Genomic DNA, 16,733 nt, shown 5'->3' on the forward strand with positions numbered 1-16,733 from the left:
AGCGCCTTGAGACGCTGGTCGGTAGTATAGGCTTATAGCCGTTGTGCAAACCACCCGTTGGACGGGTGGTCATGATTCTATCTTTTTTGGAATCCAATTCACTGCTACTTTTGATTTGGAAAAATGAATAATCGGTTGTTGCTTCTTCCATTCCATTAATAAACATGCTAATAAGGAATTTTCTTTTATTTCTACCTCTGCTTGTTGTACTTTCCAACAACTATGCCTAATATCTCCTCTATATAGATTTCCATATTTATAGCTCCAAGCTACATACCTTTCCAATAACCAATGGTCAATACTTGTTGGATTGGGATAAGTAGGAATCCCTTGCTTTTTATAGCGTATTTTCCATTTTGCATTCGATTTATTTCTTGTACTAATCATAGTAATGAACCCGAGCCTGCTTTTCATTTTCATTTTCGCCTTAAAATAAGGTAATGTAAATAACCTAGCACCAATAGCTGCTGAAAGTTTATTGGTATCTATAGTAAAAAAATAGACCCCTTTTTCTCCATTTTTCATGACATATGTACGGACGTTTACTTGTAACATGGGTGTTATGTAAGGAATTCTAGGTAAATAGCGTAAACGTGCTTTACTAACTTTAAATGAGACTATACTTATCCACGCGTCGCCTCCCCAAAGATCTAATTCTAATCCTGGAGGCAGATGCTTCTTCAGTAGTTCTGGTGAAACCGCCCAATGTACAAATAATAGATCCTCCCACCTTTGCAACATTGCCCATTTCCGTTGTTTAGTATTTTTAGCAAACATCATTTCCTTTTCCTTTCCATTAAGTTATTTCCAAGTTAGTTTGCCACTAGATTTGACTAATTTATTCTAAGTGTTAACTATTAAAAAACTTGGCAATCGCCAAAGGCTTTGGCAATTGCCAGCGGGGTGTTTTCAATTTGCGGATTAGTGTTTATTACCTACTTTTTAATAAATTTTGAAAGCATTGGACTGACTTGTTTATAAATACCATTAATTTGATTGGCAGTCCCCATAATTTTTTCTAAATCTATATTTCCATCTTCTGTTTGAAATGCAGACATTACATTTCTAAGATTTGAATTCTGATTATTACCTCTTCTCTCTCTAGGTGGACTACCAAATAAAAATGGATCACGCATTGGTCTTGAAGGCCTTCTATTACCTGGTCCCATTGGACGCATTGGTCTATTTGGAAACATAATATTCCCTCCCTCTTTCCAAAAATTATTCTTCTTCATTATCATATGGTTATCACTTCACACTGGTAAGAGGTATATATAACAGAACCATATAGGTTAACATCTATTTTAAGGTATGAAAAAAACCCTACAGATAGCTGTAGAGTTTTGAAAAAGGTGTACTTATTCATTTGATAAATGAAGAAGATCGAGAAGTCTAAAGAACAAGCTTAATAAAATGGCAACAACTGTTGCTAAGCCCATACCAGATAACGATACTGTACCAATTGATAGAGATGCTCCACTAATTCCGATACCCAACACAACACAGGTCAAAATTAAGTTTTGTGAATTATTGTAATCTACATTTTGTTCAACTAACATCCGTAGACCACTCACAGCAATAATTCCAAACAGAAGTAATGAAATGCCGCCCATAACCGGGGTAGGAATAGACTGAATTAACGCAGCAAGCTTTCCACAGAATGAAAGTACAATTGCTAATAATCCTGCTCCCCCAATAATCCAAGTCGAGTACACACGAGAAATAGCAAGAACCCCAATATTCTCACCATACGTAGTATTAGGTGTGGAACCAAGGAAACTTGATATCATCGTAGAAATTCCGTTTCCTAATAAAGAACGATCCAAGCCAGGATCTTTGATTAAATCTTTTTTTACAATATCTCCTGTTACCACAAGGTGACCGATATGTTCCGGAATTAATACTAATGCTGCAGGTAAAATAATGATAATATCAGACCAGTTAAATTCAATCCCATAATAAGTTGGCATTTGAATCCATTTTGCTTCGTTTACAGCAGAGAAATCTACTATTCCATAGATAGCTGCGATCATATAACCTGTTACAATTCCAAGTAAAATTGGAATAATTTTCAGGAATCCTCTCATCGTAACCCAATATATAATAGTGAAAGCTAAAGTTAGTAAAGCCACTATTATAGTAGTCGTATCAATTGAAACGTCTGGCTCTCTTACTAAGCCTGCCATACCCGCTGCAGTTGGGACAAGTTCTAAACCGATAACGGCTACGATTGCTCCCATTGCTGCTGGTGGAAAAATAAAATCGATCCACTTTGTCCCAACAACTTTAACCAATAGCCCCACAAGTGTTAAAACCAAACCAACAACGAAGAATCCACCTAATGCAGCACTATATCCCCCACCATCTGTTAATACCGCTGTTACTGGTGAGATAAAGGCAAAACTAGAACCTAAATAAGCTGGTATTTTTCCTTTTGTTATAAAAATATATAAAATTGTTCCAAAACCGTTCATTAAAAGAATCGTAGCGGGATCAATGCCAAATAAAATTGGAACTAAAACAGTAGAACCAAACATTGCAAACAAGTGTTGGAAACTTAACGGTAAACTTTGTAAAAATGGTAAACGTTCATCCACTTGGATTTCTCGTTGTGACATATTATTCTCTCCTCTTGTATAGAATCCTTAGGTTAGTATGCTCCCGAAGCAAAAAACCTTGCCTGAATTTTGGCAAGGGTGCACATGAAGAGAGAACGAAATAATAATATATTATTTCGCCTTTATTAATTTGGTTATCACGTTCAACCTTACCAGCCTCACAGGACCGATTTAAAGATTCTATTATTTATTTCATCATACAAATTACGATTCAAAAAGTCAAGAAATTTTCTAACAGAATTGATTATCCAGGTTTTCGATAAACTGATTCTACAGCTAAAATATTGTCTAACTTAAATACCCTTACACTGTGCTTCATGTAGCAATATGCAAGAACATTTGAATCGTTCATTTTAATAACCTTGATGGTTCTTTGTGAAAGCTTTTTATCATTCGAATAATATATGATCTTTATTTTTTCCCTAGTTTGTAGGGAATGATTTAATAATTTTATCATAGGAAGACCACCTTGAACAGAACGTTTGTTTCCATTATATCACCATTACTTTATTTTAAACATGTTTTTATAAGATTTTGGAATAATAATATAGATTATTTCAATTAAGGGAGTATATACATGGCGGAAATAACTTTATTTGTCAAAGAGGCTACAACTGGTCAAGTTATTCAACAAATTGAACAGATTTTGAATGAATATGACGGAATGGAAAGAGTTTTAATTGACACGGAAGATGGTGAAATAAAAATTGAATTTAATGATGATATTATTACAGAAGAACAAATTGCTACAGCTTTAATGGAACAAAATTATTTATTACATTAGGAGAGAGAAAAGATGGATAAAAAAAATAAGTTACAAAAATTACGAGTTCCTAATTCTGCACAGGCTCCTGGAATAGACCCTGAAGATTCCTATGGAAAAAATGCTACAAATGAAGAAGTTGAAAAAGGAGAATCTACTCAGGTTACCCGTTTAATATATGATGAGTATGATGAAGTATGATAAACAAAAATGGTAAACAATGAGAGGTATATACCTATACTATTCGTATCAAACTAAGTTTGCTTCCATTTAGAGAAGCTAAAATTGACAAAGGGTGATTCCATGAATAACAACCGTAGTATGATGACTTCCCTACTAACGATAGGTGCGGCAGGTGCAGCAATTTATGGAATAAGTAAAGGAATGCAAAATGGTACCTTACAGAAATTACCACAACAGGTTTCTAATATGGTACAAAATACGTTAAACAACCCGAATGTCCAACAAGTAACTGATCAGGTCCAATCTATGGTTGGAAGCCAAAGTAATAATCAATCAAACACAGATGGGAATACGACATCTTCAAATTAACGTTTCCCTGTACAAGATTTTTGTGAAAACTTGGCATTCGCTATTTATCTTTAGCGAATGCCTTTATTATTTATATTAATATGTAGATAACGTCCATCTATTGTTGTAAATAATTCACCAGTTTGAACATTAATAGGATAATTAAACATTGGACCATCAAAAACAAAAGTATGGAATTCCCCAAACTCTCCACTGGGATCAACGTAATCGGGAAAGGAATTAATCATATCGTGATCCAATACTTTTCCAATCATCTTTGCTGGTAATTTTTCCAAATCAACGGTGGTGACGATTGCCCGGAAACCTTCTGAAACAAAATCTCTTGCATGTTGTAGTGTATCTTTTTTCCATAAAGGATAAAGCCCTTCAACGTCATACTTCTTCATAAACTCATCACGATATAATTTCATGTCCTCTAAAAGCAAATCAGCATAAACAACGGTGTTTATACCTTGCTGTTTAAACTTCTTTAATTGATTACCAACTAATTGTTCATACACTTCATTGCTCGGATGATCAGGTAGGATTACTTCATGGTAGGGCAATCCAATTGATTTAGCTTGTTCTCGTATAAATACCGATTTAACCTCATGGGCCGGTAGCCGTTTTTCTTTCTCAGAAATAGTGGAAAATAACCCTTTTATATTATATTTTTTATCTTTTAATAGGGTATATACTGCATAAGCACTATCTTTTCCCCCGCTCCATGAAACAATAACATCTTTCATTGATTTCTCCCCTATCATTTAGAATTCCTTATTTGCATATTTTTTATCACCTTTTCTAATACTAAGAAAAAAAGAAAGGATAGTATGATGAAACATATAAAAGCATTAGGAATTAAATTTATTGTAACTTCTGTTATTTTATTTTCCCTTTTAGCCATTTTTGAAACGGCAACATTAGGTGAAATCCTTCTTATTAGTGCCTTAGTAACTGGAATCAATTATATAATAGGTGATCTTCTTATATTACCAAGGTTTAATAATTTCATTGCAACTATTGCTGACTTTGCCTTGGCTTTTGTAGGGATCTGGGCATTATCAAGTATGTTTATTTATCCAACGACACCTATTGGAATTGTATCAGGTTTTGCTGCCTTTTTCATAGCAATCAGTGAAGGTCTTTTTCATGTTTATATGAAAGAGAAGGTGTTATACAAACAATATAACCATCAGGAACCATTTAGTGTTTTGAATACTCATCCTCAAACAGAATTTTCTGAGGAAGATAATGTAGACTACATTAAGAAAGATTATGAAGACCGCGATTAGGTAAAATAAGGCGCTTATCCTTTTTTAACAGGAAAGCGCCATTTACATTTACTCTTCTCTTTTTTTCTTCTTAACCTCATTCATTAAGTATTGTACAAATACTTCATCTTTTGCCACCCACGCTTGAAAGTTTCTCTTTATATACATCTCGGCCTGTCGAAAATTAGAAAACTGTTGTTCCAACCTCACGTTATCTTTTTCAATTACCCAGTTTTCTTCTACCTGGATGATAAACAGAATATCATCGGATTTTGTTTTATATAATGTTCCAAAAGATGATTCTTTCAAGTTAAAGCGATTCCTTTTCGCATCCTCATGTAATGGATCAAGTTCAAACGTCTCCTCCACAAATAATCGAAATGCAAGATCATTCATTGTACATCCTGCTGCTTTCGCATGCCCCCCACCATCAAACCGAGCAGCAACTTCCGAAACATCAATATGATCATGAATGGTTCGAAAACCCATTCTCCTTCCACCGATATTTAAAATTGCAATATAGTCTAGATGAGGATATTCCTTTCCCAATTGATTTCCTAATTCTGAATGATAAGACTCCGCATATACTACACCCGCATACAATTCTCCAACTTTTCTCTGAACTAACTCACGACGTTTTCTTCGTATGTATCGTTCAATTTTATCTTCTTCCATATCAAGAATCTTTTCCTCAAATTCATCAAAAAAGAAATGTTCATTGGACTGGAGCCGCTCGAGCATCACCTCTTCAAATTCTTCAATGGAAACAAGGAAAAATAAAGAATTAAGACGCTGTGCTTTTTCGTTGTTATTTTTCTCCCATTCCCAAGTATCGTATTGCCTCACCAGTTCTACGAATTCATTTACAGCCTCTGATGATTCAAGAAATTTATGTTTCAATAAATATTCATAAAATAAAACTGTTGCAGAAGTTAAACGCCCCTCTTCATCTTCCACAGTAACATGACCCCATTCATATTTGTTAAATGATAGTGCCGTTTGATGATGGTCAATTAATTGAAGTTTTCCACCTTGTTTATAATACTCCTCTAATCGGTTTTCATTTTTCTCATTTACAGATAAATCCGTTATAAATAAGAATACATCTTTTTCATTTTCTAAAAACCACTCAACCTCTTTGTTTAGACTACCAATAGAATTATAACGAACCTTGACATTGTTTCCAAAAGCGAGTTTAGCCAAGATTCCACAACCGACCCCATCTAAATCATTATGAGACAATAGTTTGTACATTCATTTCACCAACCTATTTTATATTTTTCCCATCATTATATTAACCAACTAAATATGGTTTATCCGGGTATTCATGTTATAGAAGAAAAATCGGAGTAGATCATACAGTGTTCTCTTCATATTTTGGCGGATTGTAATAAATTGTCGAATGAAAAGGTTTATTTTTTTATTTTTGGGCAGAATATAATTTGTCGATGAAATATATCTAAAGAAAAAGGGCCCTTTTCGTTGGAGGAATTTCATCAAATACTTATCTAGGAGGGGCGATTAAAATGGCTAACAATAATAACCGCAACCGCGATAACAATAATAACAACAACGATAACAACCGTGTTGAATTTGCGAACGAGAATGAGTTCAATGATTTCGATAACAACAACAATGATGACAACAATCGTAATCGCAAACGTGACAAGAATGATAAGCGCAATAACTAATTAATCAAGACCCAAAAAAACCTGTACCAAGAAGATTCCTTCTTTGTTACAGGTTTTTGTATTACTATTTCATTTTTAAAGCCTTATTAGCAAGTTGAACATCATGTTTTAATAACTTTTCCAAATCATATGCAGGGTAATACCCATTTTTATACATATAATTAAACACCATTTCATGTGTTTGGATGGAACGTTGTAATTGTTTATTCAACGTTTGCCGTAAAATCGGTGTAGCAGTTTCTGTAATAGCATTAGAATAATTACGTACGGAAGTTTTTGCAAAAGCCAATAAGTCTCCGGAAAAAAATCCATCGTCTAAATTTCTATCTCTTAATTCTTCTGTTGGTGCTAACGCATAAAATTCGAGAAGTTCTTTCAAGTTCGTTTCTAGTCCTTTAATCACATGCTCATAAATGGATTTGAGTTCTGAATCACGAACCTCTTTAATAAATCTTTTTAATTTCATTAGTGATATGGATTGAAACACAACCAATTCGTGAACTTCAAGAGTTTCGTGCCATGCTAAGTGATTAGGTCGTATATTATTACTCATTTCCATCGTTTTCCTCCTATAATGAATTAGACATTTATACTATATTCCTTTAAGGAGAAAACGAAGCTTGTTTCTAGAAATCTGGGCTATTATTGTTAAAAGGAAGCTTTTAATCGATAAATGGGTTGACCTTTAGCAGAGAACCTTTCTTCGTATTCAGTCATGATATTTGATTCATCTTGGATAGCATGTAAATCCAAATTTACTTCTTCGAGCTTCATATTATAATCCGTTACACTTACAAGAGAATATTCAAACAGTCCACGATTATCTGTTTTAAATATGACCTGTCCTGACTGTTTTAATATTGTTTTATATTGGTCTAAAAATGCTTTGTAAGTTAATCTTCGTTTCTCATGACGGTTTTTCGGCCATGGATCGGAGAAGTTTAAATAAATAGTGGAAACCTCGTTCTCTGCAAAAATTTCTACTAAATCACCGGCATTTTCATTTAATAATAATACATTTGAAGAGCCAGCTTCTAACACTTTTTGTGCAGCAGTCACTACAATACTTTTTGCTAGCTCAATCCCAATAAAGTTGATATTAGGATACTGTTTAGCCATTCCAACAATAAATTGTCCTTTACCAGTTCCAACCTCTACATGAATGGGATTATTGTTTCCAAATAACGTACTCCATTTTCCTTTATACGCGCTAGGATTCGGAATAATTAACTGAGTATTTTCCTTTAAAAAGTCATCAGCCCATGGTTTATTACGTTGACGCATTCTTTTACCTCTCTTTTTTTATATTTTACATGGATGTAATGGTTAGAAAGATTGGCATTCGCCTTGGGTGACGAACGCCTTAGTTGTATTTATTTAGTAAGTTTCTTACTTTGAGTATAGAAAATAAAAAATGACAAAAAATAGTGTCATGAGGTGATTCCGATGACACTAAATTCAAATCATTTATTAACATTGTTGCATGACATTCTTGATGAACAATGTGTGGATTGTTGTGCTGAAGTATCAGAATATCAGCAAATTAAACGATTAGTAAAAAATATGATGACAAAAAAAGAAATAACAGATGAACAGCTACTACAATTACTTCCTGAGATCTATAACTACGGAATTCAAGGTGAAGGCACTAATAATGTAGAAGATCACATTACAGCTAATAAAGATAATTTAGAAACTTGGATGAGTGCAATACGAAATACAAAGCTATAATGGCTAAAACATTTTAAAACATTTCTTCCACTTGATCGTTTAATTCCTTTAAACCCCGCAATCTTTCCATCACTTTTGCGGGCTCTTTTCGTTTTAAATGCCATATTAAGTAATGTAAACTGTCATGAATTAAATACCAGTACATTCTTTCTAATATATGATCATCTTTCTCAATTCCATAATTTTTTAACCAATTGCGCCACTCGTCTCTAGGAATATACCACTTTAAGATTAAACCAAAATCGGAAGCGGGATCAGCAATTGTTGCATTATCCCAATCGATTAAATATAAGCTTCCATTTTTGGACATTAATAAGTTATTATGATTTAGGTCATTGTGACATACAACAAGTTTTTGACCTCTTGTTTTTGGTAATAATGTTTCAAGATGTTTTAAAGCAATTTGAACATCTACATTTTCTTTAAGTAAATTCAATTGAGAAATTTGTTGTTTAATTGTTTGGAATATATCATCTGACGTTAAAGGTATAATTCCTATCCGCATTAACATATCTAGTAATTCAGTGGAATGGTGAATTTTGTGTAAAAGGCTAGCAACCCTTTCATCCTTCATATCACTTGGTTTTAATTCCCGTCCTTCCAACCATTCTTGTGCAGTTATGACATCACCATTTTCCATTCGCCTCGTCCAGACAAGCTTAGGAACAATTCCTTCAGCAGATAAAACAGCTAAAAATGGAGAGGAATTTCGTTTTAAAAACAACTGTTTATTATCTTTTTTCGCAAAGAAAGCCTCACCAGTTAACCCCCCAGCTGTTGTTAACTTCCAGCCATCTCCTAATGCTTGTTCGATCCATTCCAACATGTTGTATTCACATCTTTCAAAAATAGCATTCTTTTCATATTTTATAGGTATAAAATCTAAATTACAACCATTTCATGCGATTTTTTATTCGTTTTGTTGTGTTTTGTATTATTTTAGCGGTTAGGGAAGTTTTTTAACCTCTATTTTTCCTGGAAGATGGCTAACGATGTACGATACATGATCATTCTTCCAAATCGCCGATAGTTTGGATACTGATATCATCTTCCCATTCTGGACGCTGAACAGAGGTAGATTGACAATGACACAATAAAACCTCAGCAGCTTTTAATTGATTACTCTTTAATGTTGATATTAATTTACGCCTATTATTAAACCAAGTAGGATATTCCTTTTTTCCAACGATTTTAGTTTGATATGGTTCATTTGTAAAAAGAATAGAATTTGTACGAGATATAACCGTTTTATGAACTGGAAAGTCTATCTCATGCGAGAGTAATATACTATTAATGATCTGTTCCGTACGTTTCAAAGCAATGTTGGGATTTAAAATTTTAGAAACATCATTATTTTTTTCAATAGTCCAGACCCTTTCATTTCCTGCCATAATGACAGCTTGTTCGTCTACTTCTAAAAAGTATAAAATCTCGATACCGATTGGTGAAACCAATAGAATTTCACAATCGACAGGAACATTTTTTACATTAAAAACAGGGTTATACATTAGTAAATAAGTATCCGGAAAGCGTTGTAGGAGATACTTTAATAATGGATCTGTATAATATTTTTTATGAACATAGGAAATACGGTTCACAGTTGATGTTGCCCATTTCAATTGAAACAAAAATATTTTATCTAAAAAGTAATGCTTTAACTTCTCCTCTGTTTCTGGTAATTCATTTAATTTCTGTCTTGGGTTAACTTGATTTTCTAGTTCTTGATTAGATTCTCTTCTAATCAATGCTTTCCATTTTGCGAAAGTAGAAGATTGTTCTTTAGTATCTTCCTCAAGCTCTATATTGGGTGTGTACATATCAGGATTTGACCACATCCGATATAACTTTTTCCAGTTTTGTTTCTTAACACGAATAAACTGTGTTGGGTATCTGTATGTATCCCATTCATAACGGGATATATAGTCTTGTAATTTAATCAATTGCGCCGTTTTCTCCACCTCCTTCTTCTATTTAATCATATTTGTATTTTATAGTAATTTATATTTCCTGATTGGTTCATACTTTTGATTACGATTTGGGTGTATTTGAAACAAGGTTATTTCACTAACATGCATAGTAGCCTTTGAAGTAAATTCTTTCTTCATTTTTTCCAAAACATCACCATACGAAAGACCAATTTTACCGTTCCATTTTTTTGCTAATGTTATATGGGGACTATAATTCCTATTTTCTTTAGGAAATCCAACTTCGAATGCAGCTTGTTCAACAATCTGTTGGACTTTAATTAATGGTTCTACCCTTTCAACTCCAGCCCACAGTACACGTGGACTTTTTGGATTACCAAACGTACCTAAGGTACCCACCTCTAGACTAAAAGCAGGTCGTTCTTCTACTCTCTTTAAATGAGTTGTTAGTTCTTCTAATTTTTCATCATCTACTGCCCCTAGGAATTTCAATGTTATATGCAAATCTTTTTTGTTATACCACTGCTTATATGGTAATACACCCTGCAACTTATTTTGCCATAAAGCGAAAGTATTTTGTAATTTGTCAGATAGTTGAATAGCAATGAAATAATGTGGGAATTGGCCCATTTTCTTCCTCCTATTTAAGGCTTTGACAATACGCTAGCTCCTCTTCACTCAATTCACGGTACTTACCTAATGCTAACTTTTCGTCTAGCTTAAGTTTTCCCATCTGGAGTCTTTTTAAATAAACCACTTTCTTCCCAACCGCTTCAAACATTCTCTTAACTTGATGGAATTTCCCTTCTGTGATGGTAATCTCAATTTCCGAAACTTCATCACTTTGAAGGATGTCTAGATGGGCAGGTTTACATTGATATCCATCATCTATAACGATTCCCTTTTTGAAAACTTCTACGTCTGACTCGGTAACGATTCCTTGTATTTTTGCATAATAGGTCTTCCCTACCTCTTTTTTGGGGGAAGTTAAACGATGCCCTAACTCTCCATCATTCGTTAGTAATAGTAAGCCTTCTGTATCCTTATCCAGCCTTCCTACGGGAAATGGTTCAAAATATTGATGTTCTTCCGTTAATAAATCAATAACCGTTTTTTCTTTATGATCAAAGGTAGCTGATATAACACCTGGTGGTTTATTCATCATCAGATAAATATATTTCTTATATACAACTTGCTTTCCATTTACCTCCACGATATCTATCTCTGGGTTAACATGTTTGCTACCATCTTTTACTACTACTGCATTAACGAATACTTGTTTTTTCTTAAGTAGGCTTTTTACATCTTTTCTACTACCATAACCCATATTAGCTAATAACTTATCTAAACGCATCGTACATTCACTCCATATTATCTTATCTACTTCGCTTTCTTTTAATCAAATCTATTGAAATACGTTTTCCTAAAACTCGTTCAAGTAATGTAGAAGTATGTGCAAGATATAAATATACTCCACCACCGGCCATTACTCCAACCATTAGATGAATGATAACACCCATACGAGTGTCCGCTGGAATAATAAATTCTAGAATTATTTTCACTATCCAAATGGCAATTACCATAATGGCTGTAAAAATCAGAATAAGTATTGTACGTTTGAAAAGCTGCTTATAACTAAAACTAATCGATTTTTTGATATGAACCAAATTAAGCACAACTGCAATTCCTGAGGCTAAAGCCGTTCCAAATATTGCTCCTTTTGCCCCAAACCAATGAATTAGCTGAACATTTAATAATACTTTTACAAGTAGACCTGCTAATAAACTGATTACTGCAAAACGTTGTTCATTAATCCCTTGTAGAATAGCTGCACTTACACTGAATAACCCAAACAATAAGACGACTGGTGAATACCAAGCTAACAGTTGTCCTGCAATATCATTCATTCCATATAATGCGCCATATGTTTCATTAGATAAAATAGCCATTCCTGCTGCTGCAGGAATTACAAGCACAAAAACAATTTGCAACGCTTGATTGATTTGATTATTTAAAAGTTCTCGATCTTTTTGCGTAAAAGACTTAGTTAACGTAGGTAATATAGATAACGACAGACCTGTTGCTATCGTCATCGGAATAATGACAATCTTATGTCCGTAATAATTAATGACCGCATAAGCCGATTCCCATATTTTCTCTAACCCTGAAGCAACCATTGCTCTTTCAAATGTAAACTGATCCACTAATTGATATAATGGAATGGCCAATCCTACCAATATAAAAGGACCAGCATACTGGAATAATTCTACTAATAACTCTTTCGTTGAAACATTATATGATTTTTGTTGCATTTCAAGCTGCTGATTGATGGTTGGCTTTGTCTTCTTCCAATAAATATATAAAACAATGCAAGATGCTAGAGCACCAATAAATGCAGCAAAAGTAGAAAAACCAACTGCTGTAACAATAGACCCACCCATTACTTTGATAATGACGAATGAACCGACTAAAATGAATAAGATCCTAATGATTGATTCAATCACTTGAGAAACTGCTGTTGGCATCATTGTTTCATACCCTTGGAAGAAACCTCGAGAAATACTCATAACGGGAATGATTAATAGGGCTATACTTACCATTCTTGTTACAAAGGTAACATCCTCAACTGTTATCCCAACAGGATCATCACTTGTAATCATCAAGTGAGCTAGCCATTCTGAACTGAAAAACAACACTAAAAAAGCGACAATACCTGTTATCGCCATGATCTTACTTGCTATTTTGAACATTTTATAGCTTGTTTCATAATCCCCTAATGAATTATATTTAGAAACAAATTTCGAAACAGCTACAGGAATTCCAACAGTAGAAAGGCTAATAAAAATACTATAAGGTGTATAGGCAAAACTAAATAGCGTCCCACCAGTATCACCTACTAGAGCATTAAATGGGATAACATAAATCATCCCTAAAAATTTAGATAAAAAAGATGCCAGTGTTAAAATAAATGCACCTTTTACTATATTCGACATATTTTCACCTGATTCTCATTTTTCTTTAAGTAGGATATACATACAGGTTATTTTAACACATCTCATAGTAGGATTGATAACGTTACAACGTAAACTTGTGAAGATTTTTCTAACTTCTTTGATAAAAAGTTACAAATAGTCCTAAATATTGAAGCAGTCCTCTCGCTTCTATCTTAATTAAAACGAGTTGGAATTGAGTTGCGACGTATGGTAATGATATGATACTACCGAAAGGAATGAAGAATGTTGAATTATGATGTCATAGTTATCGGGGGCGGTCCTTCGGGATTAATGGCTGCAATTACAGCTGCTGAACATGGTGCTAAAACGATGTTACTTGAAAAAGGGAAAAAGTTAGGAAAGAAATTAGCTATTTCAGGCGGTGGAAGATGTAATGTAACAAATCGTCTACCCCAAGAAGAAGTAATTAAACATATACCAGGGAATGGAAAGTTTTTGTATAGTGCATTCTCTATTTTTAATAATTACGATATTATTGATTTCTTTGAAGGAATGGGTGTAGCTCTGAAAGAAGAAGATCATGGAAGAATGTTTCCAAAATCTAATTCTGCTAAATCCGTAGTAGATGCCCTTATTAACAAAATGAAAGAACTGCATGTAGACGTAAAATTAAATTCCCCAGTAGAAGCTATTCACTTTGATGAAAATCAACATACGATCATCTTAAAAGAAAATGGTCACAAAATAACAACAAAATCGGTCGTAATTGCGGTTGGTGGAAAAGCTGTACCCCACACTGGCTCAACAGGGGATGGTTATGCTTGGGCAAAAAAAGCAGGACATACTATAACTGAACTATATCCAACTGAAGTAGCTCTAACATCAAATGAGGAATTTATCCAAACGAAAGTATTACAAGGATTATCGTTAAGAGACATTAAGCTATCTGTTTTAAACAAACGGAATAAACCAATCATCAGCCATCGTATGGATATGATATTTACGCATTTTGGTATTTCTGGTCCTGCTGTCTTACGATGCTCCCAATTCGTCGTAAAAGAACTGATGCGTGGAAGAAATCAAGTTACAATGGTTTTAGATACTCTACCCGATGAAAAAGAGGAAGAGATCATTCAAAATATGATTAAGCTGGTTCATGATAATCCGAAAAAAGCATTTAAAAACACAATAAAGGGAATCGTACCTGAACGATTTCAATCCTTTATTTTACAACAACACCAAATAAGTGATGAACAAAAGTGTGCCAATGTCTCTAAAGAGAATATTCGCGATATCGTACATGCCATGAAACATTTTACCTTCTCTGTTAATGGGTCTCTCCCTTTAGAAAAAGCATTTGTAACAGGTGGAGGGGTATCCATAAAAGAAATTGTTCCAAACACAATGCAATCAAAACAAATGCACGGTCTATACTCTTGCGGTGAAATATTAGATATTCATGGTTATACGGGCGGATATAATATTACATCTGCGTTTGTTACTGGAAGACTTGCTGGCATGAACGCAGCTCAAGAATCAACGACAAACTGGTAGATGATACCTAGCATGAACACTCTATTCTGTCACAAGATAATACTGTCTTGAACAACTTGAAAGGGTGATAAGGATGCAAATGAAAAATCAAAACTGGTTACCAATTATAGCATCTCTTGGTGTAGGAGCTGCAACTTACTACACAATGACCAAGAAAAATCAAGGTTTAGGACAAACCGTACAAAAAGTACTTCCATTTGTGTCTGCTATGAGTGGCATGGGCGGCACAGGTGGAAACCAGCAACAAATGCAGTAGTATTAGAAAAGCACGCCTTATTTTGGCGTGTTTTTTTCATTCTATATCTATGCATTTGTCGAGCTTTATAGTAAAATAAAAAAGTATGTATTAAAAAATAAGGAGAGTTACTTTTGAAACGGATAGGACTTTTACCACGTATAATTATCGCAATAGTTTTAGGTATCCTGATAGGTTCATTTGCAAATGAGTTTTTTATTCGTTTGTTTGCTACCTTTAATGGACTATTTGGAAACTTTTTAGGTTTCATTATACCATTTATAATCATTGGTTTTATAACCCCAGGAATTGGTTCAATGGGTCGAGGTGCTGGGAAGTTATTAGGAATAAGTGCCTTTTTAGCGTATTTATCAACCATCATCGCAGGTTTATTCGCCTTTTTCGTAGCCAAAGGCTTGTACCCAACAATACTTAGCAACCAAACACTCAAAGCTTTTACAGATCCATCTGAAGGATTAAGTAAACCTTTTTTAACAGTTGAGATGCCAGCACCAATGGATGTAGTGACAGCACTTCTTATATCTTTCATCCTAGGTATTGGATTGGCAGCAATTAAACAAGACACCCTTCTAAAAACGATGATTGAATTTAAAGAAATTGTTCAATTAGTAATTGAGAAGTTTATAATCCCACTCTTACCTATTCATATTTTTGGGATATTCGCAAATATGACTTATTCCGGTCAAGTAGCTGTTATACTAAGTGTATTTATAAAAGTATTTGTCATGATTATCATACTTCACTTTTTATATTTAATTTTCCAATACACGGTTGCTGGTACACTAAGTAAGCAAAATCCTTTAAAAATGTTAAAAACAATGTCACCAGCTTACTTTACTGCATTAGGAACTCAATCATCAGCAGCAACAATTCCAGTTACACTTAAACATGCAAAAAAACTTAAAGCAGACGACAATATAGTAGATTTTACAGTACCCCTGTTTGCTACAATACATTTATCAGGAAGTACTATCACTATCGTTAGTTGTTCTTTAGCTGTTTTATTCTTGCAGGGACAAGTTGAGACATTTGGCGCTTATTTCCCATTTATTTTAATGTTAGGTGTTACAATGATTGCAGCACCTGGTATTCCAGGTGGGGCAGTTATGGCCGCTGCTGGACTTCTTGAAAGTATGCTTGGTTTTGGACCTACAATGGTTTCCCTAATGATTGCCCTATATCTAGCTCAAGATAGTTTTGGTACAGCAACGAACGTTACAGGTGATGGTGCAATTGCGTCCATCGTTAATTCCTTTAACCGTAAAAAGAAAACTAACAAAACTAGCGATAAGTAGTTTACCTTAAAACACTGAATCATGACCACCCGTCCAACGGGTGGTTTGCACAACGGCTATAAGTCTATACTACCGACCAGCGTCTCAAGGCGCTGGCTTTCATATAGCATTCAAGCCTCATTGTCGTTGCCTCTTTTGCTA

The 16,733-nt window shown here is 34.1% G+C and carries 22 protein-coding genes; 9 read left to right on the forward strand and 13 right to left on the reverse strand.

Going from position 1 to position 16,733, the window contains the following annotated elements:
* Nucleotides 1-69: 69 nt before the first annotated feature.
* From KM885_RS16840 to KM885_RS16855, 4 genes are all read right to left on the reverse strand, one after another.
* Entirely contained in the window at nt 70-777 is a 708-nt protein-coding gene (locus KM885_RS16840) for a YqjF family protein (RefSeq protein ID WP_216884292.1), read from the reverse strand.
* Nucleotides 778-935: 158 nt separating this feature from the next.
* Nucleotides 936-1,196, reverse strand: coding sequence for a YppG family protein (locus KM885_RS16845; protein ID WP_047184011.1), 261 nt, complete (start codon nt 1,194-1,196; stop codon nt 936-938).
* A 162-nt stretch (nt 1,197-1,358) separates the two neighbouring features.
* Nucleotides 1,359-2,618, reverse strand: coding sequence for a uracil permease (gene uraA / locus KM885_RS16850; protein ID WP_145524077.1), 1,260 nt, complete (start codon nt 2,616-2,618; stop codon nt 1,359-1,361).
* Between the two features lie 244 nt (nt 2,619-2,862).
* Nucleotides 2,863-3,075 carry a WYL domain-containing protein gene (locus KM885_RS16855; protein ID WP_060669042.1) on the reverse strand — a complete coding sequence of 71 codons (213 nt, stop codon included), beginning with the start codon at nt 3,073-3,075 and terminating at the stop codon, nt 2,863-2,865.
* Between the two features lie 120 nt (nt 3,076-3,195).
* On the opposite strand from KM885_RS16855, the gene KM885_RS16860 reads away from it, so the two are divergent.
* The 3 genes from KM885_RS16860 to KM885_RS16870 all read left to right on the forward strand — a co-directional run bounded on the left by KM885_RS16860 (nt 3,196) and on the right by KM885_RS16870 (nt 3,933).
* Entirely contained in the window at nt 3,196-3,402 is a 207-nt protein-coding gene (locus tag KM885_RS16860; protein WP_145524076.1) for a heavy-metal-associated domain-containing protein, read from the forward strand.
* A gap of 12 nt (nt 3,403-3,414) precedes the next feature.
* Complete coding sequence (locus KM885_RS16865; RefSeq protein ID WP_168380770.1) at nt 3,415-3,582, forward strand: hypothetical protein; 168 nt, start codon at nt 3,415-3,417, stop codon at nt 3,580-3,582.
* A gap of 84 nt (nt 3,583-3,666) precedes the next feature.
* Nucleotides 3,667-3,933, forward strand: coding sequence for a hypothetical protein (locus KM885_RS16870; protein WP_216884293.1), 267 nt, complete (start codon nt 3,667-3,669; stop codon nt 3,931-3,933).
* 50 nt (nt 3,934-3,983) lie between these two features.
* Here KM885_RS16870 and KM885_RS16875 read toward each other — a convergent pair whose 3' ends face one another.
* Nucleotides 3,984-4,661 (reverse strand): Dph6-related ATP pyrophosphatase, encoded by a 678-nt coding sequence (locus KM885_RS16875; protein ID WP_168380769.1) that lies wholly within the window; start codon nt 4,659-4,661, stop codon nt 3,984-3,986.
* A gap of 84 nt (nt 4,662-4,745) precedes the next feature.
* On the opposite strand from KM885_RS16875, the gene KM885_RS16880 reads away from it, so the two are divergent.
* A complete protein-coding gene (locus KM885_RS16880) occupies nt 4,746-5,207 on the forward strand; it encodes a YndM family protein (RefSeq protein ID WP_083452624.1) in 462 nt (153 codons plus the stop codon).
* Nucleotides 5,208-5,255: 48 nt separating this feature from the next.
* On the opposite strand, the gene KM885_RS16885 is transcribed toward KM885_RS16880, so the two are convergent.
* Entirely contained in the window at nt 5,256-6,440 is a 1,185-nt protein-coding gene (locus KM885_RS16885) for a DHH family phosphoesterase (RefSeq protein WP_145524073.1), read from the reverse strand.
* A 272-nt stretch (nt 6,441-6,712) separates the two neighbouring features.
* Here KM885_RS16885 and KM885_RS16890 point away from each other — a divergent pair, with 272 nt between their 5' ends.
* Complete coding sequence (locus KM885_RS16890) at nt 6,713-6,877, forward strand: hypothetical protein (protein WP_167507322.1); 165 nt, start codon at nt 6,713-6,715, stop codon at nt 6,875-6,877.
* A 64-nt stretch (nt 6,878-6,941) separates the two neighbouring features.
* Here the strand turns inward: KM885_RS16890 and KM885_RS16895 are convergent, their stop codons facing one another.
* Both KM885_RS16895 and trmB read right to left on the reverse strand, forming a co-directional pair.
* Nucleotides 6,942-7,436: a spore coat protein gene (locus KM885_RS16895; protein ID WP_047184443.1), complete on the reverse strand. Its 495-nt coding sequence runs from the start codon at nt 7,434-7,436 to the stop codon at nt 6,942-6,944.
* Nucleotides 7,437-7,525: 89 nt separating this feature from the next.
* Entirely contained in the window at nt 7,526-8,161 is a 636-nt protein-coding gene (gene trmB, locus KM885_RS16900) for a tRNA (guanosine(46)-N7)-methyltransferase TrmB (RefSeq protein WP_047184444.1), read from the reverse strand.
* Nucleotides 8,162-8,323: 162 nt separating this feature from the next.
* Between trmB and KM885_RS16905 the strand changes: the two genes are divergently transcribed.
* A complete protein-coding gene (locus KM885_RS16905; protein WP_047184445.1) occupies nt 8,324-8,608 on the forward strand; it encodes a YtzH-like family protein in 285 nt (94 codons plus the stop codon).
* Between the two features lie 13 nt (nt 8,609-8,621).
* On the opposite strand, the gene KM885_RS16910 is transcribed toward KM885_RS16905, so the two are convergent.
* From KM885_RS16910 to KM885_RS16930, 5 genes are all read right to left on the reverse strand, one after another.
* Nucleotides 8,622-9,434: a phosphotransferase family protein gene (locus tag KM885_RS16910; RefSeq protein ID WP_204798699.1), complete on the reverse strand. Its 813-nt coding sequence runs from the start codon at nt 9,432-9,434 to the stop codon at nt 8,622-8,624.
* A gap of 181 nt (nt 9,435-9,615) precedes the next feature.
* Nucleotides 9,616-10,548 carry an NERD domain-containing protein gene (locus KM885_RS16915; protein WP_244987064.1) on the reverse strand — a complete coding sequence of 311 codons (933 nt, stop codon included), beginning with the start codon at nt 10,546-10,548 and terminating at the stop codon, nt 9,616-9,618.
* 48 nt (nt 10,549-10,596) lie between these two features.
* Complete coding sequence (thpR, locus tag KM885_RS16920; protein ID WP_047184447.1) at nt 10,597-11,163, reverse strand: RNA 2',3'-cyclic phosphodiesterase; 567 nt, start codon at nt 11,161-11,163, stop codon at nt 10,597-10,599.
* Nucleotides 11,164-11,173: 10 nt separating this feature from the next.
* Nucleotides 11,174-11,887 carry a pseudouridine synthase gene (locus tag KM885_RS16925; protein ID WP_216884294.1) on the reverse strand — a complete coding sequence of 238 codons (714 nt, stop codon included), beginning with the start codon at nt 11,885-11,887 and terminating at the stop codon, nt 11,174-11,176.
* A 22-nt stretch (nt 11,888-11,909) separates the two neighbouring features.
* Nucleotides 11,910-13,526: a putative polysaccharide biosynthesis protein gene (locus KM885_RS16930; protein ID WP_047184449.1), complete on the reverse strand. Its 1,617-nt coding sequence runs from the start codon at nt 13,524-13,526 to the stop codon at nt 11,910-11,912.
* A 246-nt stretch (nt 13,527-13,772) separates the two neighbouring features.
* Between KM885_RS16930 and KM885_RS16935 the strand changes: the two genes are divergently transcribed.
* The 3 genes from KM885_RS16935 (at nt 13,773) to KM885_RS16945 (ending at nt 16,592) form a co-directional block, all read left to right on the forward strand.
* Entirely contained in the window at nt 13,773-15,041 is a 1,269-nt protein-coding gene (locus KM885_RS16935) for a BaiN/RdsA family NAD(P)/FAD-dependent oxidoreductase (RefSeq protein WP_216884295.1), read from the forward strand.
* A gap of 73 nt (nt 15,042-15,114) precedes the next feature.
* Nucleotides 15,115-15,297: a hypothetical protein gene (locus KM885_RS16940; protein WP_047184450.1), complete on the forward strand. Its 183-nt coding sequence runs from the start codon at nt 15,115-15,117 to the stop codon at nt 15,295-15,297.
* A gap of 113 nt (nt 15,298-15,410) precedes the next feature.
* Nucleotides 15,411-16,592, forward strand: coding sequence for a dicarboxylate/amino acid:cation symporter (locus KM885_RS16945; protein WP_047184451.1), 1,182 nt, complete (start codon nt 15,411-15,413; stop codon nt 16,590-16,592).
* Nucleotides 16,593-16,733: the final 141 nt, after the last annotated feature.

It is taken from the genome of Oceanobacillus caeni, assembly GCF_019037185.1.
Lineage (GTDB): Bacteria > Bacillota > Bacilli > Bacillales > Amphibacillaceae > Oceanobacillus > Oceanobacillus caeni.